Source organism: Pseudoclavibacter sp. RFBB5 (assembly GCF_002931555.1).
In the GTDB taxonomy this organism is placed as follows: Bacteria; Actinomycetota; Actinomycetes; order Actinomycetales; family Microbacteriaceae; genus Pseudoclavibacter.
This window is the reverse complement of sequence record NZ_PSTZ01000001.1, coordinates 53,882-78,392: the sequence shown is the minus strand read 5'-3', so window position 1 is coordinate 78,392 and position 24,511 is coordinate 53,882. Positions and strand designations below refer to the sequence as shown.

Here is a 24,511-nt window from a genome sequence, read left to right as displayed (position 1 = left end):
CCGATGCTCCCCCGTTCTCGCCGGACTCGGACTAGTGTTGGCTTCCTGCCCTTGCGGGCTTGGTGCGCCGGGAAGTCTGGTCGGCAGCGATCGAACGATCGTTTCGCAGCAGAACGGACCCCACCTATGCCCCGCCCCTCGCTCCTCTTCGGCGACCAGATTCCCCACCTGCAGGCGTTCGCCGCCTCGACCGGAGTGGTCGACTGCCGAGCCGAACGGCCCGCATCCCGCACCATGAGCGCGCGAGCGTTCGTGGTGGCCATCGACCTCCGAACGTCGTCGGCACCGCAGACCGCACGTCGACAGCTGAAGTCGGTTCTGAAGGATGCGGTCGTCGAAGCGCGCCGCTACGGGCAGTTCGCGCACTTCATCGTGGTGTATGCGGCGGATGCGACGAACCGCCGGCTCGACTCGGCGGCCGCCGGCCTGGCGATGCGCGTGCACGCGTCATTGGAGCGCGAGCTCGGCGAATCCGTCGACGTGGTCCTGCTCGACGTCACCGGCTGCGAGTCGCCCGAAGGGCTGAGCCGCCGGCTCGCCGCGCACATCCAGCGCCCCGCCGGAACAGCGTCCGACAGTGCGCTGCGATGGTCGGATGTGGAAGAGCGCAGCATCGCGGCGGCCGCGATGAGCGACTACTTCTGAACCTGCTCCGTAGCCGTCTGGAACACGTCCGGGATGCCGTCGCCATCCGCGTCGACGCGCTCCGCCTCGCGCAGCCGCCGGTACTTGCGGTTCCGCGCGCTCAGGATGACCGCTGCCGCGGCGGCGGCGATGACGGAAGCGAGCAGGATCGCGACCTTCGCGTGATCCTGTTCGGCGGACCCGGCCGGGAAACTGAGCTCGGCGATCAAGAGGGAGACGGTGAAGCCGATTCCCGCCAGCAGCGCCACCCCCGTGATGTCGATCCACCGCAGCTGCGGGTCGAGCGTGAAGCGCTTCGACCGGGTGACGAGCCACGTCGTGCTGACGATCCCGATGGGCTTGCCGAGCACGAGCGCTGCGACGACGCCGATCGTGACCGGGTCGGTGAGCGCGGACAGAAGGCCGTCGGCACCTCCCACGGCGACACCCGCGGAGAAGAACGCGAAGATCGGGACGGCGATGCCCGCCGAGATCGGACGGAAGCGATGCTCGAACTCCTCGGCCAGCCCCGCACGGTCGGGTGCCTCCGACCCCTTCCCCTGCAGGACGGGGATGGTGAAGGCCAGCAGGACTCCTGCGATGGTGGCGTGGATGCCGGAGGCGTGCAGGAACGCCCAGGCGACGACGCCGATGGGCAGCAGCACGAGCCAGGCGGCGAACGCGTGGCGGTCGAAGAGGCTCCGGTAGCGCTGCGCGATGAATCCGTACACGGCGATGACGCCCAGGGCGACCAGCAGCGGCACGAGGTCGATGGTGTCCGTGTAGAAGATCGCGATGATGCTGATCGCGAGCAGGTCATCCACGACGGCCAGCGTGAGGAGGAAGATGCGGAGCGGGCTCGGCAGGTGCGAGCCGATGAGCGCGAGGACGGCGACCGCGAAGGCGATGTCGGTTGCGGTGGGGATGGCCCAGCCGCCGAGCAGCTCAGGGGAACGCGCGACGACGAGCGCGTAGATGCCCGCTGGCGCCGCGACGCCGCCGACAGCTGCCGCGATCGGCACTGCGGCCGTCCGGAAGCTGCGCAGGTCCCCGGAGACGAACTCGCGCTTGAGCTCGAGACCGACCATGAAGAAGAAGATCGCCAGCAGGCCGTCGGCCGCCCAGGCGCCCAGGCTCAGCTCCAGGTGCCAGGGCTCGTACCCGATGCGGAAGTCGCGCAGCGCGAAGTAGCTGTCAGCGGCGGGCGAGTTGGCCCACACGACGGCGACGAGGGCCATGACGGCGAGGAGCACTCCCCCGACGGTCTCCTTGCGGAGGATGTCGCCGATGCGGCGGGATTCGCGGTAGCTTCCTCGAGCGGGAACGGCGACCGGGGTCTGCTCGGTGGTCGGGGACGGCGTTTCGGACACGGTGGTGCTCCAGACGGGTTCTACGACAGGACATCGTCGACCAGGCTTCCCGACACACCGCGGCACAGTTTACCGTCGTGAACCTGATGCATCGCGTGACGCGACGGCTCGGCCTGGTGCTGCTGACCACGTTCACGATCGAGGCCGCCCTCATGGTGGTGCTCGTGCTGGCATTCACCGCAACCGAGGGGTCGTTCGGCCTCGGCCTCTGGCACGGGTTGTTCTACGCGGTGTCCGCGTTTGGCAACGCCGGCTTCGCCCTGCATGCGGAGGGGCTCGCCACCTTCGACGGGAACTTCGCGATCCTCATCCCGATCATGGTCGGCGTGTTCGTCGGCAGCCTCGGCTTCCCCGTCTTCCTCAACCTGATTCGAGCGCGTTGGGTGCGGAAGCAGTAGACGCTGCACACGAAGCTCACGTTGGCGACGACGCTCATCCTCTTCGCTCTCGGCGCCGTCGGCTGGTGCGTCGCAGAGTGGAACAACCCCGCCACCATCGGCGAGCGCTCGGTACCGGACAGCATCTTCCACGGGCTCTTCGCGTCGGTCATGATGCGCTCCGGCGGCTTCTCGATCGTCGACCCCGCCATGTCGTCGCCGACGGCCTGGCTGTTCACGGATGCGCTCATGTTCGTGGGCGGCGGGTCCGCCTCGACCGCCGGCGGCATCAAGGTCACGACTCTCGCCGTCCTGTTCCTCGCGATCGTCGCCGAAGCCCGAGGCACCAAGCACGTGAACGTGGCGGGCCGCCGCATCCCGGTCGGCACGCAGCGTCTCGCGATCAGCGTCACCTTCCTCGGGGCCACGCTCGTGCTCGTCTCCACGTCGATGATGATGCTCACGAATCCGGTGGGGCTCGACCGTGCGCTCTTCGAGGTCATCTCGGCGTTCGCGACCTGCGGGCTCTCCATCGGCCTCTCCGAGGAGCTCAACCCCTTCGGCAAGTACGTGCTCTCCGCGCTCATGCTCATGGGTCGAGTCGGCCCGATCGCGCTCGCGACGGCGCTCGCCGTGCGTCAGCGCAACGTCGTCTACACGTTGCCGGAGGAGCGCCCGGTCATCGGGTAGCCGCGCGGCCACGGGGTCAGTGGCTCGACGCCACTCCGCCGCTGAGCCGTTGGTGGAAGGCGGCGGTCGCGTCGTTCATGCCCACGATGTGCACGCGCTTGCCGTGGGCCTCATACTTCGTGACGATGGCATCGAGCGCGGCGACGGTGGAGGCATCCCAGATGTGCGAGCGGGCCATGTCGATGACGATGCGGTCCGGGTCTGACGTGTACTCGAACTGCGTGGTGAGGTCGTTGCTGGAGGCGAAGAACAGCTCTCCCTCCACGTCGTAGTGGGCGGTGTCGCCGTCGATGCGACGGGTGACGTTGGTGAAGTGCGCGACGCGGCGGGCGAAGAGGACCATGGCGACGAGGACGCCGAGGACGACGCCGATGGCGAGGTTGTGGGTCCAGACGGTCGCGATGACGGTGATGAGCATGACTGCGAGTTCGCTCTTGGGCATGCGCTTCAGCATGGCGGGGGTGATGCTGTGCCAGTCGAAGGTCGCGATGGAGACGACGATCATCACGGCGACGAGGGCTGCCATGGGGATGACCGCGACCACGTCTCCGAGCGCGAGGACGAGAACCAGCAGGAAGACGCCGGCGAGGAACGTCGAGATTCGGGTGCGAGCGCCGGATGCTTTCACGTTGATCATGGTCTGGCCGATCATCGCGCATCCGCCCATGCCGCCGAAGATGCCGGAGAGCATGTTGGCGACGCCCTGCGCCCAGGTCTCGCGGGTCTTGCGGGAGTGGGTGTCGGTGATCTCATCGACGAGCTTCGCGGTCATGAGCGACTCGAGGATGCCCACCACGGCCATCGCGATGGCGAACGGGGCGATAATCTGCAGCGTTTCCAGGCTGAGTGGCACGTTCGGGATGAACAGCTCGGGCAGGCTGCGCGGCAGCTCTCCCTGATCGCCGACGGTGGGCACGTTCAGGCCGAAGGCCACGGCGGCGCCGGTCAGGAGCACGATCGCGACCAGCGGCGCCGGCACGACCTTCGTGAGCCGCGGCAGCAGGTACATGATGAGGAGGCCTGCGACCACGAGCGGGTAGACGAGCCAGGGCACGCCGAGCAGCTGCGGCACCTGCGAGATGAAGATGAGGATGGCGAGGGCGTTCACGAACCCGACCATGACGCTGCGCGGGATGAAGCGCATGAGCTTCGCGACTCCGAGCAGGGCGAGGACGATCTGGATGAGGCCGCCGAGGATGACGGTGGCGATGAAGTAGTCCATGCCGTAGTCGCGGGCGACGGGCGCGATGACAAGCGCGATGGCGCCTGTTGCAGCCGTGATCATCGCGGGTCGACCACCGAGGAACGCGATGGCGACGGCCATCACGAACGACGAGAAGAGGCCGACCCGTGGATCGACGCCGGCGATGATCGAGAACGCGATGGCTTCGGGGATGAGCGCGATCGCCACGACCAGACCAGCGAGCACCTCGCGAGTCAGGATGCGGGGGCTGCGCAACGCCTGCAGCACGGTCGGCTCGATGCGGTAGCGGGCTGATGGGTCGGAAGTAGGGGTGACGGTGGTCACGGGAGCTCCTCGGTGGGTGCAGGAATAGGACGAGGGAGCACGCGCCGTTGCGCACCACGAGAGCCTGAGGCGTCTCGGAAAGAGTGAGAGGATCGCGGAGAACCGCAACCTCACGCAAACCTACCGTAACGTGAGAGTTAAGCCAAGAGGAGTGCCCGCATGGCCGAGGAGACGATGCAGATCGGCAAGCTCGCCGACCGCACCGGCATGTCCATTCGATCGCTGCGCCATTACGACGAGATCGGGCTCCTCGTGCCGTCTGCTCGCACCGACGGCGGGTTCCGCCTGTACACCGCAGAGGACGAGGAGCGCCTGCTGCTCATCCGGCGGATGAAGCCGCTCGGCTACAGCCTGGAGCAGATGCGAGAGCTGCTCGACGTCGTCGACGAGCTCGAGGCGCATCCGGAGAACACCGAAAACCAGGCCCGACTGGATGAGATTCGCACTGAAGCGCTTGAACGCCAGGCGAAGCTCCGCAAACAGGTAGCCGCTGCCGACGAGTTCGTCGCGCGCCTCGCCACCCTCAACTGACCCCGCCCCCTGGAGTCGCCACAGAGCCGCTCGCACCTGTATCAGTATCAATATCAATACTGATACAGTCTGTTCATGGTCTCTTCGTCTCCCCTCCTGCACCCGATCCGGCTTCGCATCGTCCAGTCGTTGCTCGCGAGTGACGAGCTGACCTCGCACGAACTGCACGAACGACTCGGCGACGTGCCGATCGCGACCCTGTACCGCCACATCAAGCACCTGCTCGAGCACGAGCTCATCGAGGTCGCGGGCGAACGGCGCGTGCGCGGCGCAAGTGAGCGCTCCTACCGTGTCGGGGCGAATCTGGCGAACCCGAGCTCGAAGGAACTGCTGTCGCTCACATCCGAGGAGCTGATGACCGTGTTCACGGTCTTCGTCTCCGGGTTGATCCGCGACTTCGGGACCTACGTAGACGGCGAGACGCGCGATCTCGTCCGCGACCGCGTGAGCTTCGCACAGGCGGACTTCTGGGCGACCGATGAGGAACTCGATGCCTTCTTCGCCTCCGTCATGGAAGCGCTGGGCACGGTCATGGCGAACCCTTCCGGCGAAGGCCGCCGTCGCCGCGCGCTGACGACGATCGCGCTCCCCCGCCCCGAGATGGACGGCGCCTGACGCCCTCCGCGGCGCTTGGGCGGCCGGTCGCCTCGCGGCCCAGCTGACACCGCACGACTTCCGAAGCACTCGCTTCCTCGGCACCTGACCCCACTCCACCGGATGGACACCCCATGAATGGCAACTTCGACCTGCTGGCCCCGCTCCTCCCTGTTCTCGTCCTCGTCCTCGTGCTCGTCGCTTGGTGCCTCGTCGATCTCGCCCGACGCCCCGAGGTGCGATACCTGCCCAAGATGGCCTGGGCCGTGATCACGATCGCCGCGATCCCGTTCGGCGCCATCGCCTACCTCATCCTCGGCCGAGCCCCGGCAGCCCCCTTGCACGACAGCGACCTGTGGTGAGCGCCAGCGACACCGCGCTCCGGGTCGACCGAGTCACGCGCACCTTCGCCAACGACACCGGCATCCGTGACATCACGTTCGAGGCCGCGAATCGGGGCATCACCGCCGTCATCGGACCGAACGGAGCAGGCAAGACCGTCCTCTTCACCATCATCGCGGGGCTCGCATCAGCCGACTCCGGACACGTCGTGTCCCAGCCCGGCGCACGGACGGCGTACTGCCCCGACGTTCCCGAGTTCGAGTCCTGGCTCACCGCGCGCGAGGTTGTCGAGAACTCCACCGCGATGTGCGGCGGCACCCCCAGCCGCATCGCACCACGAGAAGCGCTCGCCCTCTGCGGGCTGCGGAAGGTCGAGGACCGCGGTGTCGCGAACTTCTCGAGAGGCATGCTGCAACGCCTCGGGCTGGCAGCCGCGCTGGTCCTGGATCCCGACGTGCTCATCCTCGACGAACCCAACAGCGCGCTCGACCCGATCGGCCGAGCAGACATCCGAGCTGTGCTCGAGGAGCAACGACAGCACAGGTGCATCCTCCTCTCCAGCCACCTCCTCAGCGAAGTGGAACAGCTCGCCGACCACGTCGTGGTCATGAACGAGGGGCGCCTGATCTCGTCCGGAACGACGTCACAGCTCCTCACACGCGCTGCGGACCCCATCTGGAACATCCGACTCAACACACAGCTCACCCCGGAAGGGGCACGCACGTCCGAGCACATGCTCCGCGCACAGTTCCCGGAGGCGCGCATCCGCTTCACTAGTGACGCGATCTGTCAGGTGCGCTTCTCGAGCTTCGAGCAGGCGGACACAGAGCTCCCTCGGCTGATCGCCGCGCTGCCCGCCCCGCTCGTCGAAGTCACACTCGAGGATCGAGACCTCGACGCCGCATTCGCTCGGCTCATCGGAGACCCCCACCCATGACACGTGTCATCCGCACATCCGCTCGTGTGGAGAGCCTCCGACTCCTGCGGACAGGGCTCCTGCTCGGCATGATCGTGGCCTTCACGTTCTTCGGCCTCTCGGCGCCCGTTCTCGCAACCCACATGCAGGAGATCTTCGACGCAGCAGCGAGTGCCGAGCAGATCAGCATGACCGCCGCTGCCGCGACGCCCGCCGACGGGATCGCCCTCTACAACCAGAGCGCGATGCAACTCGGCCTCATCCTGTCCGTCGCCACCGCGGTCACGTCGCTGACCTGGGACACAAGAGCCGGCTCGTCGATCTTCTACCGCACCCGCGTGAGAACGATCACTGCGCTCACCGTGCCCCGCCTCGGCGTGGACTGCCTGGCAGCGGTCGCGAGCTACACCCTCGGCCTGGCATGCGCGGGCATCGTCAGCGTGGCCGCGATCGGGCCCCTGACCGCGACGTTCATCAGCACGACCTGGGCCGCATCCACCGTGTACCTGGTGATGTCCATGAGCGTCGGCTATCTGATCATGACGGCGATCCGCCGAACCGCCGCAGCCCTCGCGATCTCCGCAGTCCTCCTGCTGGCTCTCCCTCTCCTGAGCCAGGTGGATGCAGTGGCGGCTTGGTCTCCAACCTCGCTCCTCGCGCAGACAGACCTCACTGCACCCCCGCTCCTCGCAGCAGGTGCCCTGACCGTCGGTTGCGTTCTGGCTGCGGGGAGCATCGCGAGACGCCAGGCGCTTCGTCGCGACGCGTGACGGGACAGCGTCACGACGCTGGCACGAGGCGGCACTTCTCGAACTCGCGGAGGATGCGGCGGGTCAGCTCCTGCGCGAGAGTGCCATAACCTACGGCGGCGGATCGTAGGCCGCTACAGTGCCGTCCATGCAGTCCATGCGCAATGAGAGCAAGCGGAACGCCGGAACCTTCGGGCTGGTCCTGTTCATAACGGGCGCGGCGTTCACGATCGTCTCGGCAGTGCTCCTGGCGACGGGCAACGCCAGCTGGCTGAACGTGGCCACCGGAGTGTGCGTCACGATTGTCGGATTCTCCAGCTACTCCAGCGGCCGCAAGGAGCGACGCCAGCAGGAGTTGGAGAATGACGACCGAGAAGCCCGCGAGCGCGAGACCGGCTACGACTCAGGTGTCCCTGAGCTGTGATCGGAGGTCGTCGCCGGTAGGGCGACCGTGGAGTCAGCTCGATGACAGATCCGGGGCCGCGACCGGAACAGCATGTCCGCCAGCAGCCATGATCTCGTCGACGAGCCCTTGAGCGGTGGTCGCAATGATCTGGAAGTGATCGCGCTCGGCAGTCGTGCTCTCGTCGCGCTCAACGCTGTCGAGGGCGGCGTCGGCGTACTCCTGAAGAGCGGCGATGAGGACCGCGTGGCGTCCCTCATCGGTCAGATCGAGTGTCACGTGGTGGGGAGTCTGCTCAGTCATGGCGGCAGTCTCGCACTCTCACCCGAACCGAATGTGAGTCTGCACCCGGAGAGCAGAGTCGCTCGCCGAAGCGGCGTCAGGTCGACTCCTGCACCCGCCACGTCGCGGAGCGGCGGCGCGATCCCACCGCCATCCAGACCAGCAAACCGACGAACCCCGCCAGGCACAGCACCCCGCCCCCGAGGCGGACGCCAGGAGGCAGCCCCCACAGCTGAGCCGAGGAATCGAGCAGACCGAAGATCCCGCTGAGGATGAGAAAGCCTGCTCCCGCCCCCAGCAGTCCCGCGAGCGCGACGATCCACCAGAGAGCCCTGCGCGTCCAGGTCCGAGGCGCGAAATGGTCCGCGTACTGCTGAGGTGTCCCGAACGAATCCAGCGGGTCCTCCCCGGATTCCGCCGTGTGACTCCGCACCTCGCGAACGATGCGCTCGATGGCATCGATCGGGACGTCGCGAAGTTCGAGCTCGTCGGTCAGTTGATCACCGTAGTCGTCCAGCTGTCCGCTGCTCATCTCGTGTTCCTCTTCTCGGCGAGAACCGCCGTCGTCGTCGCCGTGAAGTCCTGCCAGAAGCTTCGGTGCTCCTGGAGCCGGTGCTGGCCCGCATCGGTGACCGAGTAGTACTTGCGACCCGGCCCCCCGGAACCGTCCTGCCACGTCGAGGCGAGGACACCGTCCTGCTCGAGGCGAGCCAGCAGCGGATACAGGGTGCTGCCCTTGATCGTCCCGAACCCTGCCGCCGCGAGTCGCTGCGCGATGAGGTACCCGTAGGCGTCCTCTTCGCTCACGAGTGCGAGCACCGCTCCGGGCAGGGCAGCTCGCACCCACTCGCCCGGCCAGTCAGTCGAAGTCATGACTAGATCATTGCACGGACTAGTGCGCATTCGCATCTAGTCCGCTTCGCGGCGCATCCATTCCACGTCCAGCACAGACGGGCAGGATGCGCACATGAGGAAGCTGCTGCTGAACACCTACGCGTGGGTGGCGCTCGCGTTCTTCATCGTCGCGCTCATAGATCTTGGCAACGACGGCAGCATCTGGATCGTCTGGTTCGCGCTCGGCGTGGTGTTCGCCATCATCGCGTACCGCAAGCCGAACCCGAGCACACGAACCGATCCACACTCAAACGGCCCGAACGAAACCGACGGCAACGACAGCAGCGACAGCAGCAGCGAGGAGACACCATGACCGCAGACTTCAGCGACGGCGACCGCGTGAGCTGGAACACGTCGCAGGGGCGCACGCAGGGCAAGATCATCGAGAAGAAGACCACGGACTTCCAGTTCGACGGGCAGAAGTTCACCGCATCGACGGACGAGCCCGCATACCTCATCGAGTCGGAGAAGACTGGGGCGAAGGCCGCGCACAAGGAGTCAGCGCTCCGCAAGCTCTCGTAGGCTTGCCCGCATGGCAGACACCGTTCTCGAGACCGCCGATCGCCACTACGAGACGTCGCTCGACGGCAACGACGTGCGGCTGGTGGTCGCCGACATGGACGGCACACTGCTCCTCGACGACCACACCGTTCCCGACCAGTTCTGGGCGCTGCTGACGCGGATGCGCGAGGCAGGCGTCGAGTTCACGCCAGCGAGCGGCCGCCAGTACGCGACGCTCGCGAAGCTCTTCGAGCGTGACTCGGAGGGCATGTCGTTCATAGCCGAGAACGGCACCTTCGTGGTGCGGGATGGAGCGGAGGTCAGCTCGCTGACGCTCGAGACCGCGTTCATCGCGCGCGCGATCGCGCTCCTGCGGGGCCTCGCCGCAAGTGGCCACGACCTCGGGTTCGTCCTGTGCGGCAAGAAGTCCGCGTACATCGAACGCGGCGACGACGAGTTCATCGCCGAGGCCCGCAACTACTACGAGGCGCTCACCGTCGTCGACGACGTGCTCGACACGGACGACGAGTACGTGAAGATCGCCGTCTACGACTTCGCTGAGGTCGAGACGGGCGCCGCCATCGAGGTCGACGAGCTCCGCGAATCCCACCGAGTCGTCGTCTCCGGCCACCACTGGATGGACATCATGCCGCCAGAGGCCAACAAGGGCAGGGCGGTTCGGCAGCTGCAGGAGCGCCTCGGCGTGACCGCCGCGCAGACGGCAGTGTTCGGTGACTTCTTCAACGACGTCGAGATGTTCCGCGAGGCCGACCGCTCCTACGCGATGGCGGGCGCGCATCCAGAGGTCAAGGAGCTCGCGCGGTACCTCGCGCCCTCCAACCAGGAGCACGGTGTGCTCACCGTCGTGAGCGCGCTGCTGGACGCGAAGGGATAGGTGTCGAAGCACCCTCTACCTAGCGCCGCGCAACGCGGTTTCGACTCTGATGGGTTTTGCCAACCGGTGATGGGTTCCGCCGGACCAGCGTGATGGGTTACGCCGACTGGTGGTGGGTATTTTCCCATCACCAGTCGCGAGAACCCATCAATCTGACCGGCTGGAACCGAGCCAGCCCGGCGGCCAGCCCAGCCCGAAGCGTCCGAAACTACGCGCGGTCGGGTGCCGCCTCGATGAACGACGTCGGCACGTAGCGCTTGAGCTGCGTGACGTGCGACGGGTTGAGCTCTTCGAGCGTGTGCGCGCCGAGGAGCTTCATGGTGCGGATGATCTCGTCGGAGAGGATCGCGATGGTGCGGTCGACGCCCTCGCGCCCACCGGCCATGAGGCCGTACAGGTAGGCGCGGCCGATCATCGTGAAGTTCGCGCCGAGCGCGACCGACGCGACGATGTCGGCGCCGTTCATGATGCCGGTGTCGACGCCGATCTCGAGGTCCTTGCCGACCTCGCGTGCGACGGCGGGGAGCAGGTGGAAGGGGATCGGAGCCCGATCCAGCTGCCGCCCGCCGTGGTTGGAGAGGACGATGCCGTCGACGCCGAGGTCGGCGAACGTCTTGGAGTCCTCGAGGTTCTGCACGCCCTTGATGACGATCTTGCCCGGCCACATCTCGCGGATGACCTTGAGGTCCTCGAAGTTGATCGTCGGGTCCATGGCCGAGTCGAGCAGCTCGCCGACTGTGCCGCCCGTCGTCGCGAGCGACGCGAACTCGAGCTTCGGGGTGGTGAGAAAGTCGATCCACCACCAGGGGCGCGGGATGGCGTTGATGATCGTGCCGACGGTCAGCTGCGGCGGGATGGAGAAGCCGTTGCGCTTGTCGCGCAGGCGGGCGCCCGCGACGGGGGTGTCGACCGTGAAGTGCAGCGTGTCGAAGCCCGCCTTCGCGGCACGCTCGACGAGGCCGTAGGAGATCGAGCGGTCCTTCATGACGTACAGCTGGAACCAGTTGCGGCCGTTCGGGTTGACCTTCGCGACCTCTTCGATGGTCGTCGTTCCGAGCGTCGACAGCGTGAACGGGATGCCCGCGGCCGCGGCAGCGCCGGCTCCGGCCGTCTCGCCCTCGGTCTGCATGAGGCGCGTGAACCCGGTCGGGGCGATCGCGAACGGCATCGCCATCGGCCCGCCGAGGACCGTGCTGGACGTGTCGACGTTCGCGACGTCGCGCAGCACCGACGGGTTGAACTCCACGTCGCGGAACGCGGTGCGCGCGCGGCGCAGCGACAGCTCGCCCTCGGCGGCGCCGTCGGTGTAGTCGAAGGCCGCCTTCGGGGTGCGGCGCTTCGCGATGCGGCGCAGGTCCTCGATCGTCAGCGCCGAGTTGAGGCGACGGCGGCGACCGTTGAGGTCGGGCTTCTTGAACTGCATGAGCTCGAGCAGCTCGAGGGGCTTGGGGGCTTGACGTTTCACCATGGGGCAGCTGCCTTCGCTTCTATCGGGTGTGCTTCGGGTCGTAGCGGATGATCTGCGTCGATCTCGCGACGATGGATCGGATCTCGGCGAGGCTGTCGGGAACCCAGCCGTGTGCGCGTGCCTGCACCAGCAGGTTACCCATGGCGGTCGCCTCGACGGGGCCGGCGAGCACGGGCAGGCCCGAGCGGTCGGCCGTCGCTTGGCAGAGGAGCGTGTTCTGCGACCCTCCGCCGACGATGTGGATGACGCTCACCGGATGCTCGGCGAGGTTCGACGCCGTCGCGACGGCGTCGGCGAAGGCCTGCGCGAGGCTCTCGACGATCGAGCGGACGATGCCGGCCGGCGTCGTCGGCGCTTCGAGGCCACGCTCGGTGAGCCAGGCGGTGATGCGTCCGGGGATGTCGCCCGGCGCCATGAAGACGGGGTCGTTGACGTCGAAGATCGGCACGTCGCCGGCGACCTGCGCCGCGTCTGCGAGCAGCTGCTGGAGGGTGCTCGAGCGCTGCGCATCCGTCGCCGCAGGCTCCCAGTGGCGCTGCGATTCGGACAGCAGCCACAAGCCCATGACGTTGTGCAGGAAGCGCACGCGGCCGTCGACGCCGCCCTCGTTCGTGAAGTTCGCCTCGCGAGCGGCGTCGGTGACGACGGCCTCGTCGAGCTCGAGGCCGACGAGTCCCCACGTGCCGCACGAGACGTAGGCGAAGTCGCGGCCCGTGTTGGGGATGGCGACGATCGCGGAGGCGGTGTCGTGGGAGCCGACCGCGACCACGTCGATGTCGCGTCCGACAACCCGAGCGGCCTCGCCCTCGAGCGAGCCGAGCACGGCGCCCGGGTCGACGAGGTGCGGCAGGATGCGCGCGGGCACGCCGACCTGCTTGGCGAGCTCCGCATCCCACTCACGAGTGTCGGCGCGGAGCAGACCGGTCGTGGATGCGTTGGTGCGCTCCGCGACCTGCGCTCCCGTCAGCCAGTAGGCGAGCAGGTCGGGCAGGAGCAGCATCTGCTCGGCGAGCTCGAGCAGCTCGCCGTCGGTGGCCAGCTGGAAGACCGTGTTGAACGGCAGGTGCTGGAGGCCGTTGCGGCGGTAGAGCTCCTCCGGCGAGGCGACGGCGTGCACGGCCTCGACGCCGCGCGCGGTCCGCTCGTCGCGGTACGCGTACGGTACACCGAGGACACGACCGTCGCGCAGCAGCGCGTAGTCGACGGCCCACGAGTCGATGCCGATGCTCGCGATCTGGCCGGGCGCATCCCGCTCCGCCGCTGCCAGCCCGTCGAGGACGTGCTGGTAGAGGCCGAGGAGGTTCCAGTGCAGCCCATCGCGGGTGCGCACCGGGTTGTTCGGGAAGCGCGCCTCGTGACGCATCGTGAGCACGCCATCCGTGATCGTGCCCGTGATGACACGGCCGCTCGTGGCGCCGAGGTCGACCGCCGCGACCGTGCGAGGCGCATCCGCCTCACCGCGGCCGCCGGCAGCCGTCCCCTTCGCAGCAGACTCGGTCATCGCAGGAAGGCCGCCGCGACGCCCGAGTCGACGGGGATGTGCAGGCCGGTCGTGCGCGTGAGCTCCGGGCCCGTGAGCACGTACACCGCGTCGGCGACGTTCTCGGGCACGACCTCGCGCTTGAGGATGGTGCGGTTCGCGTAGTACTGGCCGAGGTCCTCTTCCTTCACGCCGTATGTCGCGGCGCGGTTGGCGCCCCAGCCTGCCGCGAAGATGCCGGAGCCGCGCACGACGCCGTCGGGGTTGATGCCGTTGACGCGGATGCCGTGCTCGCCGAGCTCGACCGCGAGGAGGCGGACCTGGTGGGCCTGGTCGGCCTTCGTCGCCGAGTAGGCGATGTTGTTCGGGCCGGCGAAGACGGAGTTCTTCGAGGAGATGTAGATGACGTCGCCGCCGAGCTTCTGCTCGATGAGCGCCTTGGCGGCGGCCTTCGACACGAGGAAGGAGCCCTTCGCCATGACGTCGTGCTGCAGGTCCCAGTCCTTCTCGGTCGTCTCGAGCAGCGGCTTCGAGAGCGAGAGGCCGGCGTTGTTGACGACGAGGTCGATGCCGCCGAACGCGAGGAGGGTCGCGTCGATGGCGGCCTGCACGCCGGCTGCGTCCGCGACGTTCGCCGCGACGCCGATCGCGACGTCGGTGTTTCCGAGCTCAGCCGCTGCGGCCTGTGCCTTCTCGAGGTCGAGGTCGGCGACGACGACGCACGCGCCCTCGGCCGCGAGACGGGTGGCGATGGCCTTGCCGATACCGGATGCGGCGCCAGTGACGAACGCGATGCGCCCCTGGTGCGTCTTCGGCTTCGGCATGCGCTGCAACTTCGCCTCCTCGAGTGCCCAGTACTCGATGCGGAACTTCTCCTCGTCCGTGATCGGGGAGTAGCTCGAGAGCGCCTCGGCGCCGCGCATCACGTTGATCGCGTTCAAGTAGAACTCACCGGCGACGCGTGCGGTCTGCTTGTTCTTGCCATACGAGAACATGCCGACGCCCGGGACGAGCACGATGAGCGGGTCGGCGCCGCGGATGGCGGGCGACTCGGCCGTCGCGAACTTGTCGTAGTAGGCCTTGTAGTCGGCGCGGTACGCCGAGTGCAGCTCTTCGAGGCGGGCGAGCTGCTCCTCGACGGATGCCGTGGTCGGCAGGTCGAGCACGAGCGGCTTGACCTTGGTGCGCAGGAAGTGGTCGGGGCAGCTCGTGCCGAGGGCGGCGAGCTCGGCGAGCTTCTCGCTCGCGAGGAAGTCGAGCACCCGCTCGTCGTCGGTGAAATGCCCGATCATCGGGGCGTCGTGCGACGCGACGGCGCGGATCGAGGGTGCAAGTGCCGCCGCACGAGCGCGACGCTCCTCTGCGGGGAGCGCCTCGAAGCCGCTCACGACGCCGCCGAACGGGTCGGCCTTGCCGTGTGCATCGATGTATGCCGCTGCAGTGTCGATGATCCAGAGCGAGTTGCGCTCCGATTCCTCCGATGTGTCACCCCAGGCCGTGATGCCGTGGCCGCCGAGGATGCAGCCGATGGCCTGCGGGTTCTCGTCCTTGATGTTCGCGATGTCGAGGCCCAGCTGGAAGCCGGGGCGACGCCAGGGCACCCAGACGACCTTGTCGCCGAAGATCTTCGCCGTCAGCTCCTCACCGTCGGCGGCCGTGGCGATCGCGATGCCGGAGTCGGGGTGCAGGTGGTCGACGTGCGCCGCATCCACGAGGCCGTGCATGGCTGTGTCGATCGACGGGGCCGCACCGCCCTTGCCGTGGAGGCAGAAGTCGAAGGCCGCGACCATCTCGTCCTCGCGCTCGACGCCCGGGTAGACGTTCGTGAGCGCACGGAAGCGGTCGAGGCGCAGCACGGCGAGGCCCTGCTCGGTGAGCGTGCCGAGGTCTCCGCCGGAGCCCTTCACCCAGAGCAGCTCGACGGGCTCACCCGTCACGGGGTCGGTCTCGGTGCCCTTCGCGGACGTGTTGCCACCCGCGTAGTTCGTGTTCTTCGGGTCTTTCCCGAGGCGGTTGCTGCGCGAGATGAGATCGGCTGCTGCTGGGTTCGTCATGTCAGTTCCTTCGAAGCTCTGAGGTCGTGAAGTCGTGGGCTCGTTGGCGCGGTGGCGCTTACGCGCCCCAGCTGGCCTGGACGCCGCCGACGCGCTCCTCGGCGACCTGCTGCTCGTAGCCGGATGCGCGGAACGCGGCGAGCGGGTTCGCGGGCAGGCCGCGCGACTCGCGCCACTCGGCGAGGGCGGGACGCACATCCGTCGAGAACGCATCCATGTAGACCTCGTGCGCGACGAGCACGTCGCCCGACTTCTGGGCCGCCGTGAGGGCGTCCTTGTCGATGAGCAGCGCGCGCGCCGTCATCTCCTGCACGTTGAGGACGGAGCGCATCTGGCCCTGGATCTTCGACTCGACGTTGTGGCACTGGTCGAGCATGAAGGCCACGTCCGGGTTGTTCAGCCCGCCGCCGCGGATGACCTCGGCGAGGATGCGGAACAGCTGGAACGGGTCTGCCGAGCCGACGATGAGGTCGTCGTCGGCGTAGAAGCGCGAGTTGAAGTCGAACGAGCCGAGGCGGCCGAGGCGCAGCAGCTGCATGACGATGAACTCGATGTTGGTGCCGGGCGCGTGGTGGCCGGTGTCGAGGCAGACCATGGCCTTCTCGCCGAGGGCCGCGACCTGCACGTAGCTCGTTCCCCAGTCCGGAACATCCGTGTGGTAGAACGCCGGCTCGAAGAACTTGTACTCGAGCACGAGGCGCTGGTGGTCGCCGATGCGGGCGTAGATCTCCTGCAGCGAGTCGTGCAGGCGGTCCTGGCGGCCGCGCAGGTCGGCCTGGCCGGGGTAGTTGGAGCCTTCGGCGAGCCAGATCTTCAGGTCGCGCGAGCCGGTCTCGTCCATGACGTCGATGCAGCGCAGGTGGTGGTCGATGGCCTTGCGGCGCACCGCTGCGTCTTCGTGCGTGAGGGCGCCGAACTTGTAGTCGTCGTCCTGGAACGTGTTCGAGTTGATGGTGCCGAGCTCGACGCCGAGGTCTTCAGCGTGCTTGCGGAGGGCGGCGAAGTCGTCGACCACGTCCCATGGGATGTGCAGGGCCACGCTGGGGGCGAGCGCGGTGTACTTGTTGACCTGGGCCGCGTCGGAGATCTTCTCGAACGGGTCGCGCGGCGTTCCTGCCGTCTGGAACACCTTGAATCGGGTGCCTGAGTTGCCGAACGCCCAGGACGGGAGCTCGATGCCCTGTCCTTCGAGCGCTGCAAGCTGGTCTGCGGAGAGGATGCTCACGGTTCGTCGCCTTCATTGGTCGGATGTGGGTCTGCCCCGGGCCGAACGACGTCGTCCACGGCTCCGGGAACACGATCAGGTATTGAATCGTTTCAGTGCGTTCAGGTTACGAGGCGAACTGCGCGAAGTCAAGAACGTTTCAATCGCGGCGCAGCGCCGGGGCAGAACTGCCCGCCGAACGCACGACGCCGCGCCGAGGACGAGGTCCGGGAGCGCTCACCCGTGGCCTATCCTGCTCAGTACACCAAAGGAGGCCCATGGCAGTCAGCGTGCGCGACGTCGCGACTCTCGCCGGCGTCTCCGTTGGCACGGTCTCGAACGTCCTGAACCACCCCGAGAAGGTGTCCGAGGCAACCGTCGAGCGCGTCCAGTCGGCCATCGAGGAGCTCGGCTTCGTCCGCAACGACGCCGCCAGGCAGCTGCGCGCCGGCGAGAGCCGCACCGTCGGCCTCATCGTGCTCGACCTCCGCAACCCCTTCTTCACCGAGGTCGCACGCGGCGCGGAAGAGCGCGCCGCCGAGCTTGGCTTCTCAGTGCTCGTCGCCAACAGCGACGAACAGGAGGAGCGGGAGCGCACCCACCTCGGGCTCTTCGAGGAGCAGCGCGTCTTCGGGGTGCTCGTCACGCCCATGGCGGCGAACATGCCCCAGCTCGAGCTCCTGCACAAGCGCGGGACGCCGGTCGTGCTCGTCGACCGCGAGAGCGACGACGAACGCTACCCATCCGTCGCCGTCGACGACCGAACGGGCGGCCGCATCGCCGTCGAGCACCTCCTCGAGACCGAGCACCGACGCATCGCGTTCGTCGGCGGCCCGATGGAGATCCAGCAGGTCACCGACCGCTTCGAAGGAGCCCGCGACGCGGTGAGCGAGGTCACCGGCGCGACGCTCGAGGTGCTCGCGACGGATGCGCTCTCCATGTCAGAGGGCCGGCGCGCGGGGCTCGTCCTCGCCGCGCGAGGCGCCGCTGAGCTGCCGGACGCCGTCTTCGCCGCCAACGACATGCTCGCGCTCGGCCTCCTCCAGAGCCTGCAGGGCACCAGCCACGCGAGGGTGCCGGAGAACATCGCCCTCATCGGCTACGACGACATCGACTTCGCCGCCTTCGCATCGACGTCCCTCAGCTCCATCCACCAGCCGGCGCACCTCATCGGGTCCAAGGCCATGGACCTGCTCGTCGCATCAGCCCGCGACCCGAAAGCCAGCCCTGAGCACATCCGCTTCACTCCGGAGCTCGTGCCCCGCGCGTCCACAACGCCCCGCGTCTAGCGCCCCGCGCCGCTCAACCTCCTGCAGACCTGGGGTTCGTGCACCTCCCCGCGCCGCCCGGCATGCACAACCCCCAGGCCTAACGGCAACCCGCGCGCAGACCTCGGGGTTGCGCACGCGCATCCGATGGTGCGGATGCTCAAGCCCCAGGTCTTGCAACCGGGGCGGAGGCAGGCAGGCAGGCAGGCAGGCAGGCAGGCGGCAGGCAGGCAGGCAGGCGGCAGGCAGGCAGCAGACGCGCAGAGGCGCCTGTGCCCTCAGACCAGGTCGAGATCCATGAAGACGTCGGCACGCGAATAGGGGGTCGGTGCGTGCGCCGACGCTGGCACGTGTCGGAATCCGACCGACTCATAGAGACGAACAGCCGGGGCCAGCGACTGGTTGCTCTCGAGCATGAGCTTCGTGAGGCCCTGCTCGCGCGCAGTCTCGATGGCGGCCGTGATGAGCATCCGCCCGATCCCCGCCCCGCGGGCTTCCGGGGCGACCGCCATCTTGACCAGCTCAGCGACGCCCTCGCCGACCCGCAGTAACGCGACGCAGCCCACGCGCGCCTCACCGTCGCGTGCGATCAGCACCGTCCCGCCCTGGTCGACGATCGCGCGCTGAGGGTCACCGAGCACGGCACTGTCGGCGTCCTCGAGCGCGAAGAACGTGGCGATCCACTGCTCGTTGAGGGTGCGGAATGCCGCCGCGTCCGCGTCATCCTGCAGCGGGGCGATGGTGATGGTCGTCGTCGTCATGAGCTGAGTTTCGCGAAGCGAAGGCCGCGAGTCCAATACGGATGCGCACGCATCCATAAGCTGGATGCATGGATCTGGAGATTCGAGCGCTTCGGTCGTTCCTCGCGCTCGCTGATGAACTGCACTTCGGCAGGGCCGCGGCCGCGCTGCACGTGGCGCAGCCCGCGCTGTCCCAGCAGATCAAGCGACTCGAGGCGGAGCTCGGCGTCGAGCTGTTCACCCGCTCCTCCCGCAGCGTGAGCCTCACCGCGGCGGGCGTCGTGCTCCGCGAGCGGGCCATCTCGCTGGTCGCGCAGTCCGAACGCATTGTGGATGAGGTCACCCGCATCGGCCGCGGAGAGCAGGGCAGACTCGACGTCGGGTTCGTCAGCTCAGCACTCCCGCTCGGCCCCGTCGAACGGGTCCAGCGGTTCGGAGCACGATTCCCTCGAGTGCACATCGAGCTCTTCGAAGGATGGACGGCGCACCTCCTCGTGAAGGTCGCGCTCGGCGAGCTGGACCTCGCGATCGTCCGCGACCCGGACCCCGTCGACGGTGTGCGGCTGACGCCGTTCCGCGCGGAAGGGTTCGTGGCAGCCGTGCCCCTCGCGCACCCACTCGCGACGCGGGGCAGCATCCGCGCGAGTGAGCTGGCCGGCGACCCCTTCGTGTTCTTCCCCGCCGAAGCCGGGGCGCTGGCGACGGAACCCAACCTCGCGCCAGTGCTGGCGGGCGGGCGGATGCCGACCATCGTGCAGACGGGGAGCACCTGGACGACGCTGCTGCACCTCGTCGCGGCTGGCATCGGGGTGACCGTGGCTCCCGCGAGCACCGTCCTCTCCCCGCCGCCAGGCATCGCGGTGCTCGGTCTGACGGACACCGACGCCTTCAGTGAGCTCGCGTGGGCATCGCGCGCCGACGATCACCGGCCCATCCTGCGCGCCTTCATCGACGTGGACTGAGAGATCATCACCGGGGGTCGGGAGCCTGCGCGACCCGTGCCCGCTCGCTCCCCCCGCACGTATCCTGGACGCGTGAACCCTGAGCTCGCGCGCGCCGAGTCGCTCATCGCGACGATCCCCGACTTCCCGGAAGCGGGCATCCAGTTCCGCGACATCACGCCGCTCTTCGCCGACGGGCCTGCCCTGCGCACCGCCGTCGACGCCGTGATCGAGCCCTTCGCCGGAACCTTCGACGTCGTCGCAGGCGTCGAGGCGCGAGGGTTCCTGCTCGCAGGCGCCATCGCCAACGCGACGGGCGTCGGCCTCGTCCCCATCCGGAAGGCGGGCAAGCTGCCGCGCCCCGCAGTCTCAGTCACCTACGACCTCGAGTACGGGACGGACCGGCTCGAGGCGTCGAAGGACCTCCCCGCCGGCACACGTGTGCTCCTCGTCGACGACATCCTCGCGACTGGTGGGACGCTCCGCGCCGGGCAGCAGCTGCTCGAAGAGCTGGGCTACACGCTCGCCGGCACGGCCGTGCTGATGGAGCTGCTCGAGCTCGACGGTCAGCGTATCTGCGGCCCCGTGCACAGCCTCTTCGAGGTCTGAGCTCGGCTCGACCTGCGCTCGCCCGCTGCGCGGCCCCAACCTGCGCGCCGCCTGCCCCTGCCAGCCCTCTGCGTGCCCTCAGCGTGCCCTCAGCGTGCCGCATCGACGCACCCCTCGCCGGATGGGGCACTTTCGCCCCGTATCGGGCGCCGGGACGGGATGAAAGCGACCTATCAGCGGCGGGGACGCGCCAAGACCCCGCAACGAGTGGCCGCTAGGCGCCGAGCTGGTCTTCGAGGTTGAAGACCTCGACGAGAGGTGACGCCGCCTGATCGGCGCGGCCCTCGAGTCCGTCGAAGAACTGGGACATGTCAGCCTCCCAGCGGGCGGCGACCGGGGAGGCCGCAAGGTAAGCGTTGGCGGCGGCCTCGTCGTCGACGTCGTAGCTGCCGAACAGCGTGCCGTCCGGGGCGAGGAACAGCGAGTAGTTGCGTCGCCCTGCGGCGGCGATCTCGGCGAGCATCTCGGGCCACACCTCGGCGTGACGGCGGACGTACTCGTCGATGTGCTGCGGTGCGACCTTGAGCTGGAATCCGATTCTTGGCATGAGGTTCTTCCTATCTGGTTTGGCGGCGGGCCTGAGTGGGTGCCGCTTCGCATCTGCCGCCCCGTCCGCCACCACCCACCTCCGCAAACATCCGGGAGGTGCAGCTTCGTTGCGCGACGAGCATGCATCTCCCGCATGGATGCACTCGGGGGGGATGCGCGAGGAACGACGGGCGCGCAGTGAGCGGGACGCGCAAACGCCGCGCCGGGAGGTGGCCCCGGCGCGGCGTCTGCAGTTCGGTTCGGCGTGGCGACTGGCGCCCGCCTTCAGCTGCTCAGCTCTTAGAAGCTGAAGTCGCCGATGTTGTCCTTGTCGAAGACGAAGGGCTCTCCGAGGAGGACGGTGCCGTCGGCGCCGACCGTGTACTCGCCGAGCTCGCCTGCGGTGAAGGTGTCGCCTTCAGCTCCGGTGATGTCGCCGGCGATGAGTGCCTGGGCTGCGAAGGCCGACAGGTAGCCGAGGTCTTCCGGGTTCCAGAGGGCGAACGAGGTGACGGTGCCGTCCTCGACGAACTCGCGCATCTGGTTCGGCGTGCCGAGACCGGTCACCGCGACCTTGCCCTTGAAGTCGGACGTCTGGATGTAGCGTGCTGCAGCCGCGATGCCGACCGTCGTGGGCGAGACGATGCCCTTGAGGTTGGGGTGCGTCTGGAGGAGAGCTGCGGTCTTGTCGAACGAGGTCTGGTCGTCGTCGTCGCCGTAGACGGTCTCGACGATGGTGATGTCGGGGTACTCGGTGCCGACGTACTCTTCCATCTTCTCGATCCAGGCGTTCTGGTTCGTGGCGTTGGCCGTTGCGGAGAGGATGGCGATCTCGCCGGAGCCGCCGATCTGCTCGGCGATGAGGTCGATCTGGGCCTTGGCGATGCCGTCGGCGTCGGCCTGGTTGATGAAGAGGTCGCGGCACTCCGGGTTGGTGTCGGAGTCGAAGGTGACGACCTTCGTGCCGGCGTCGCGGGCCTCGTTGAGGGCGTCGCAGATGGCTTCGGGGTCGTTGGCGGCGATGACGATGCCGCCGACGCCCTGCTGCGTGAGCGTGTTGATGTAGCTGACCTGCGCGTCGGGGGTTGCCTCCGACGGGCCGACCTCGGCGAAGGTGCCGCCGAACTCGGTGGCAGCGGCCTGGCCGCCGACGCTGGACGCCTCGAAGTACGGGTTTCCGAGGTTCTTGGGGAGGAAGGTGACGGTGAGGTTGCCGGTGTCTCCGCCGCCTGCTGCGGTGTCGTCGCCGCCGGTGGTGCATCCAGTGAGCACGAGTGCTGCACTCACTGCGAGTGCGCCAGCTGCGCTCAGCCGCTTCGTTGCGAGCTTCATGGGGTTTCCCTTCGGGTACTGAGCCGCTCGGTGTTCCGGGCGACGGTTGGGGTGTTGCGTGTGTGGGTGGATGTGAGCTTCAGGTCGTGGGGCCGCTCAGGCCTTCGGAACTGTGCCGCTGGTCGTGCCAACCAGCGGTTTCTCTACCCTGGGCCGCTTGCGGCGGATCCTGGGCAGGAGGCTTGCTCCGACGACGGAGGCGATGAGGAGCACTCCGGTGATGATGTTGATGACGTCGGAGGTGACGTTGGCGAGGCGCAGGGCGCTCGCGAGGACGCCGATGAGGAGGACGGCTGCGACGACTCCGAAGAGCTTGCCGCGTCCGCCGAAGACGGAGACGCCGCCGAGCACGACCGCCGCGATGACCTGCAGCTCCAGGCCGGTCGCGTTGTCGCCTCGCGCTGAGCCGTAGCGCAGCGTGAAGTAGATGCCGGCGAGGGCCGCGAGGGCGCCGGAGAGCACGAACAGGATGAACTTCGTGCGGCCGACGGGCACGCCCGAGAAGTGGGCGGCTTCCTTGGAGAGGCCGATCGCGTAGACCCCGCGTCCGAAGGGCGTGTAGTGCAGCACGATGATGAAGATCGCGAGCAGGATGAGGAACGGGATCATGATGGCGGGCAGTGGCGTGCCCACGATCTTGGCCTTCGCGATGTCGGTCCAGAACTCGGGGAACGACGTGACCGCTGCGGTGCCGAGGACGCCGACCGCGATGCCGCGGAAGAGGGCGAGCGTACCGATGGTGACGGCGAGCGATGGCAGGCCGACCTTGGTGACGAGGAAGCCGTTGAACGCTCCGCCGATGACGCCGACGATGATCGCGGCGAGGGCTGCGACCTCGAACGGGAGGCCCGCCTGGTAGAGGGCGCCGGTGGTGACGCTGGAGAGTCCGACCATGGAGCCGACCGACAGGTCGATCTCGCCGGTGATCATGATGAGCGTCATCGGGAGGGCGATGATGAGCACCGCGGCGACGTCCATGAGCAGGTAGGTGATGGTGATGGGCTGCGAGAAGCCCTTCACCGCGGCCATGGAGACGACGCACACCACGACGAGCAGGGCGACGATCGCCATCTCGCGGGTGAACAGCATCCGCCGCCAGGCTGGCTGCGAGTAGTTCTCGATGGTGCGCTGCGTGGCAGCGGACGACGTTGGGGTCGTGAGAGCGGTCATGATTCCTCCCTCGCTTCGACGAGCTTGCGGGATTGGCGGGTGGCGAGGACGCGGTCGAGCACGATCGCGGCGAGGATGAGCACACCGACGACGGCGCGCTGCCAGAAGTCCGGGATGCCGACGAGCGGGAGCACGCGGTTGATGGTCATGAGGAGCATCGCGCCGATGGCTGCACCCCAGAGCGTTCCGACGCCACCGGTGATGGCGACGCCGCCGATGACGGCAGCGCCAACGGCATCCAGTTCCCAACCGGCTCCGGCTTGGGAGCTGACGGTGCCGTAGCGGGCCACGTAGAACACTCCGGCGAGGCCGGCGAGCGCGCCGGAGAGCACGAACGCGGTGAGCACGCGGCGCACGTCGGGGAGGCCGTAGAGCTTCGCGGCGTCGGGGTCGGAGCCGATGGCGTAGAACTCGCGGCCTGGGCGGGTGTTCTTCATGACCCAGGCGGCGATGGCGAGCACGATGACGGCGACGATCGTGAGGATCGGGATCGTGAGGATCTGGCCGGTGCCGAGCCCGAGGAAGTCGCGGGGCATGTCGCTTGCATTGATGCGGCTCGATCCAGCCCACATGACGTTGATGCCGCGGTAGGCGTAGAGCGTGCCGAGCGTGATCACCATGGCGGGGACTCGCACGTAGGCGACGAGCGCGCCGTTGACGAAGCCGAGGATCGCGCCGAACAGCACGGCCGCGATGACGACGACGGGGATCGGGATGCCCGGGAAGTCGATGAAGAGGCGGCCCGTGAGGAAGGCGGTGAGGCCGATCACGGAGCCGACGGACAGGTCGACGTTTCGGGTGATGAGCACGATGGCCTGGCCGACTGCGACGAGCAGCAGGATGGACGGCGTCAGGAAGAGGTCGCGCCAGCCGTCGGGGCTGAACAGGAAGTTCGGGTTGGCGACGGTCGCGACGATGAGGACGATCGCGAGGGCGAGGAGGATGCCGAGCTCGCGCGCCTTGCCGAAGTTGCCGAAGCGGAGGGCCTTCTTGGGCGGCATGGGTGCGCCGGCGGTGGGGT

27 protein-coding genes and 1 pseudogene are annotated in these 24,511 nt (G+C 68.1%); 14 read left to right on the top strand and 14 right to left on the bottom strand.

Annotated features, from left to right (window positions below):
* Positions 1 to 126: 126 nt before the first annotated feature.
* On the top strand, positions 127 to 645 hold the full coding sequence (locus C5B97_RS00385; RefSeq protein ID WP_104310178.1) for a hypothetical protein: 519 nt from the start codon (positions 127 to 129) through the stop codon (positions 643 to 645).
* Here C5B97_RS00385 and nhaA read toward each other — a convergent pair.
* Positions 636 to 1,994, bottom strand: coding sequence for a Na+/H+ antiporter NhaA (nhaA, locus tag C5B97_RS00380; RefSeq protein WP_104310177.1), 1,359 nt, complete (start codon positions 1,992 to 1,994; stop codon positions 636 to 638). The two genes, C5B97_RS00385 and nhaA, sit on opposite strands and share 10 nt — an antisense overlap.
* Before the next feature lie 86 nt (positions 1,995 to 2,080).
* On the opposite strand from nhaA, the pseudogene C5B97_RS00375 reads away from it, so the two are divergent.
* Positions 2,081 to 3,061: pseudogene (locus C5B97_RS00375) on the top strand (TrkH family potassium uptake protein).
* A gap of 16 nt (positions 3,062 to 3,077) precedes the next feature.
* Here C5B97_RS00375 and C5B97_RS00370 read toward each other — a convergent pair.
* Positions 3,078 to 4,589 (bottom strand): SulP family inorganic anion transporter, encoded by a 1,512-nt coding sequence (locus C5B97_RS00370; protein ID WP_104310176.1) that lies wholly within the window; start codon positions 4,587 to 4,589, stop codon positions 3,078 to 3,080.
* A gap of 159 nt (positions 4,590 to 4,748) precedes the next feature.
* Between C5B97_RS00370 and C5B97_RS00365 the strand changes: the two genes are divergently transcribed.
* The 6 genes from C5B97_RS00365 (at position 4,749) to C5B97_RS00340 (ending at position 8,145) form a co-directional block, all read left to right on the top strand.
* Positions 4,749 to 5,120 (top strand): MerR family transcriptional regulator, encoded by a 372-nt coding sequence (locus C5B97_RS00365; RefSeq protein ID WP_104310175.1) that lies wholly within the window; start codon positions 4,749 to 4,751, stop codon positions 5,118 to 5,120.
* 75 nt (positions 5,121 to 5,195) lie between these two features.
* Positions 5,196 to 5,735 (top strand): helix-turn-helix domain-containing protein, encoded by a 540-nt coding sequence (locus C5B97_RS00360; RefSeq protein ID WP_104310174.1) that lies wholly within the window; start codon positions 5,196 to 5,198, stop codon positions 5,733 to 5,735.
* Positions 5,736 to 5,848: 113 nt separating this feature from the next.
* Positions 5,849 to 6,076, top strand: a complete 228-nt coding sequence (locus C5B97_RS00355; protein WP_104310173.1) for a PLDc N-terminal domain-containing protein — start codon at positions 5,849 to 5,851, stop codon at positions 6,074 to 6,076.
* The gene (locus tag C5B97_RS00350; RefSeq protein WP_104310573.1) at positions 6,073 to 6,993 is read left to right on the top strand and encodes an ABC transporter ATP-binding protein; all 921 of its coding nucleotides are present in this window, start codon (positions 6,073 to 6,075) and stop codon (positions 6,991 to 6,993) included. Before C5B97_RS00355 ends, C5B97_RS00350 begins: the two co-directional genes overlap by 4 nt.
* The gene (locus C5B97_RS00345; protein WP_104310172.1) at positions 6,990 to 7,742 is read left to right on the top strand and encodes an ABC transporter; all 753 of its coding nucleotides are present in this window, start codon (positions 6,990 to 6,992) and stop codon (positions 7,740 to 7,742) included. Before C5B97_RS00350 ends, C5B97_RS00345 begins: the two co-directional genes overlap by 4 nt.
* A gap of 127 nt (positions 7,743 to 7,869) precedes the next feature.
* Entirely contained in the window at positions 7,870 to 8,145 is a 276-nt protein-coding gene (locus C5B97_RS00340) for a hypothetical protein (protein ID WP_104310171.1), read from the top strand.
* Positions 8,146 to 8,178: 33 nt separating this feature from the next.
* Here C5B97_RS00340 and C5B97_RS00335 read toward each other — a convergent pair whose 3' ends face one another.
* From C5B97_RS00335 to C5B97_RS00325, 3 genes are all read right to left on the bottom strand, one after another.
* On the bottom strand, positions 8,179 to 8,427 hold the full coding sequence (locus C5B97_RS00335) for a hypothetical protein (protein ID WP_104310170.1): 249 nt from the start codon (positions 8,425 to 8,427) through the stop codon (positions 8,179 to 8,181).
* A gap of 76 nt (positions 8,428 to 8,503) precedes the next feature.
* Complete coding sequence (locus C5B97_RS00330; RefSeq protein ID WP_104310169.1) at positions 8,504 to 8,938, bottom strand: hypothetical protein; 435 nt, start codon at positions 8,936 to 8,938, stop codon at positions 8,504 to 8,506.
* Complete coding sequence (locus C5B97_RS00325; RefSeq protein WP_104310168.1) at positions 8,935 to 9,279, bottom strand: PadR family transcriptional regulator; 345 nt, start codon at positions 9,277 to 9,279, stop codon at positions 8,935 to 8,937. The genes C5B97_RS00330 and C5B97_RS00325 overlap by 4 nt, the downstream gene beginning before the upstream one ends.
* A gap of 94 nt (positions 9,280 to 9,373) precedes the next feature.
* Here C5B97_RS00325 and C5B97_RS00320 point away from each other — a divergent pair, with 94 nt between their 5' ends.
* Genes C5B97_RS00320 through C5B97_RS00310 form a run of 3 tightly spaced genes read left to right on the top strand, consistent with a single transcriptional unit; the run spans position 9,374 to position 10,696 of the window.
* Entirely contained in the window at positions 9,374 to 9,613 is a 240-nt protein-coding gene (locus C5B97_RS00320) for a hypothetical protein (RefSeq protein ID WP_104310167.1), read from the top strand.
* Complete coding sequence (locus tag C5B97_RS00315; RefSeq protein ID WP_104310166.1) at positions 9,610 to 9,822, top strand: DUF2945 domain-containing protein; 213 nt, start codon at positions 9,610 to 9,612, stop codon at positions 9,820 to 9,822. Before C5B97_RS00320 ends, C5B97_RS00315 begins: the two co-directional genes overlap by 4 nt.
* A 10-nt stretch (positions 9,823 to 9,832) precedes the next feature.
* Positions 9,833 to 10,696 carry a Cof-type HAD-IIB family hydrolase gene (locus C5B97_RS00310; RefSeq protein WP_104310165.1) on the top strand — a complete coding sequence of 288 codons (864 nt, stop codon included), beginning with the start codon at positions 9,833 to 9,835 and terminating at the stop codon, positions 10,694 to 10,696.
* Between the two features lie 208 nt (positions 10,697 to 10,904).
* Here C5B97_RS00310 and C5B97_RS00305 read toward each other — a convergent pair whose 3' ends face one another.
* From C5B97_RS00305 to rhaI, 4 genes are read right to left on the bottom strand one after another with little or no spacing between them, the layout of a single operon-like run.
* The gene (locus C5B97_RS00305) at positions 10,905 to 12,164 is read right to left on the bottom strand and encodes an alpha-hydroxy acid oxidase (RefSeq protein WP_104310164.1); all 1,260 of its coding nucleotides are present in this window, start codon (positions 12,162 to 12,164) and stop codon (positions 10,905 to 10,907) included.
* A gap of 19 nt (positions 12,165 to 12,183) precedes the next feature.
* Complete coding sequence (locus C5B97_RS00300) at positions 12,184 to 13,665, bottom strand: rhamnulokinase family protein (RefSeq protein WP_104310163.1); 1,482 nt, start codon at positions 13,663 to 13,665, stop codon at positions 12,184 to 12,186.
* Positions 13,662 to 15,698 (bottom strand): bifunctional aldolase/short-chain dehydrogenase, encoded by a 2,037-nt coding sequence (locus C5B97_RS00295; RefSeq protein ID WP_104310162.1) that lies wholly within the window; start codon positions 15,696 to 15,698, stop codon positions 13,662 to 13,664. The genes C5B97_RS00300 and C5B97_RS00295 overlap by 4 nt, the downstream gene beginning before the upstream one ends.
* Positions 15,699 to 15,756: 58 nt before the next feature.
* Positions 15,757 to 16,923, bottom strand: a complete 1,167-nt coding sequence (rhaI, locus tag C5B97_RS00290) for an L-rhamnose isomerase (RefSeq protein ID WP_104254704.1) — start codon at positions 16,921 to 16,923, stop codon at positions 15,757 to 15,759.
* 257 nt (positions 16,924 to 17,180) lie between these two features.
* Between rhaI and C5B97_RS00285 the strand changes: the two genes are divergently transcribed.
* Positions 17,181 to 18,191, top strand: coding sequence for a LacI family DNA-binding transcriptional regulator (locus tag C5B97_RS00285; RefSeq protein WP_104310161.1), 1,011 nt, complete (start codon positions 17,181 to 17,183; stop codon positions 18,189 to 18,191).
* A gap of 257 nt (positions 18,192 to 18,448) precedes the next feature.
* Here C5B97_RS00285 and C5B97_RS00280 read toward each other — a convergent pair whose 3' ends face one another.
* Positions 18,449 to 18,931 carry a GNAT family N-acetyltransferase gene (locus C5B97_RS00280; protein ID WP_104310160.1) on the bottom strand — a complete coding sequence of 161 codons (483 nt, stop codon included), beginning with the start codon at positions 18,929 to 18,931 and terminating at the stop codon, positions 18,449 to 18,451.
* Positions 18,932 to 18,999: 68 nt separating this feature from the next.
* Between C5B97_RS00280 and C5B97_RS00275 the strand changes: the two genes are divergently transcribed.
* Together C5B97_RS00275 and C5B97_RS00270 are read left to right on the top strand one after the other, a co-directional pair.
* Positions 19,000 to 19,872 (top strand): LysR substrate-binding domain-containing protein, encoded by an 873-nt coding sequence (locus C5B97_RS00275; protein ID WP_104310159.1) that lies wholly within the window; start codon positions 19,000 to 19,002, stop codon positions 19,870 to 19,872.
* Positions 19,873 to 19,944: 72 nt separating this feature from the next.
* Positions 19,945 to 20,460, top strand: a complete 516-nt coding sequence (locus C5B97_RS00270) for an adenine phosphoribosyltransferase (RefSeq protein WP_104310158.1) — start codon at positions 19,945 to 19,947, stop codon at positions 20,458 to 20,460.
* Positions 20,461 to 20,674: 214 nt separating this feature from the next.
* Here the strand turns inward: C5B97_RS00270 and C5B97_RS00265 are convergent, their stop codons facing one another.
* The 4 genes from C5B97_RS00265 to C5B97_RS00250 form a co-directional block, all read right to left on the bottom strand.
* Positions 20,675 to 21,007, bottom strand: coding sequence for an L-rhamnose mutarotase (locus tag C5B97_RS00265; RefSeq protein WP_104244631.1), 333 nt, complete (start codon positions 21,005 to 21,007; stop codon positions 20,675 to 20,677).
* Between the two features lie 281 nt (positions 21,008 to 21,288).
* Positions 21,289 to 22,320, bottom strand: coding sequence for a rhamnose ABC transporter substrate-binding protein (gene rhaS, locus C5B97_RS00260; RefSeq protein WP_104310157.1), 1,032 nt, complete (start codon positions 22,318 to 22,320; stop codon positions 21,289 to 21,291).
* A gap of 96 nt (positions 22,321 to 22,416) precedes the next feature.
* Positions 22,417 to 23,490 (bottom strand): ABC transporter permease, encoded by a 1,074-nt coding sequence (locus tag C5B97_RS00255; protein ID WP_104310156.1) that lies wholly within the window; start codon positions 23,488 to 23,490, stop codon positions 22,417 to 22,419.
* The gene (locus tag C5B97_RS00250; protein ID WP_219819748.1) at positions 23,487 to 24,491 is read right to left on the bottom strand and encodes an ABC transporter permease; all 1,005 of its coding nucleotides are present in this window, start codon (positions 24,489 to 24,491) and stop codon (positions 23,487 to 23,489) included. Before C5B97_RS00250 ends, C5B97_RS00255 begins: the two co-directional genes overlap by 4 nt.
* Between the last annotated feature and the right edge of the window lie 20 nt (positions 24,492 to 24,511).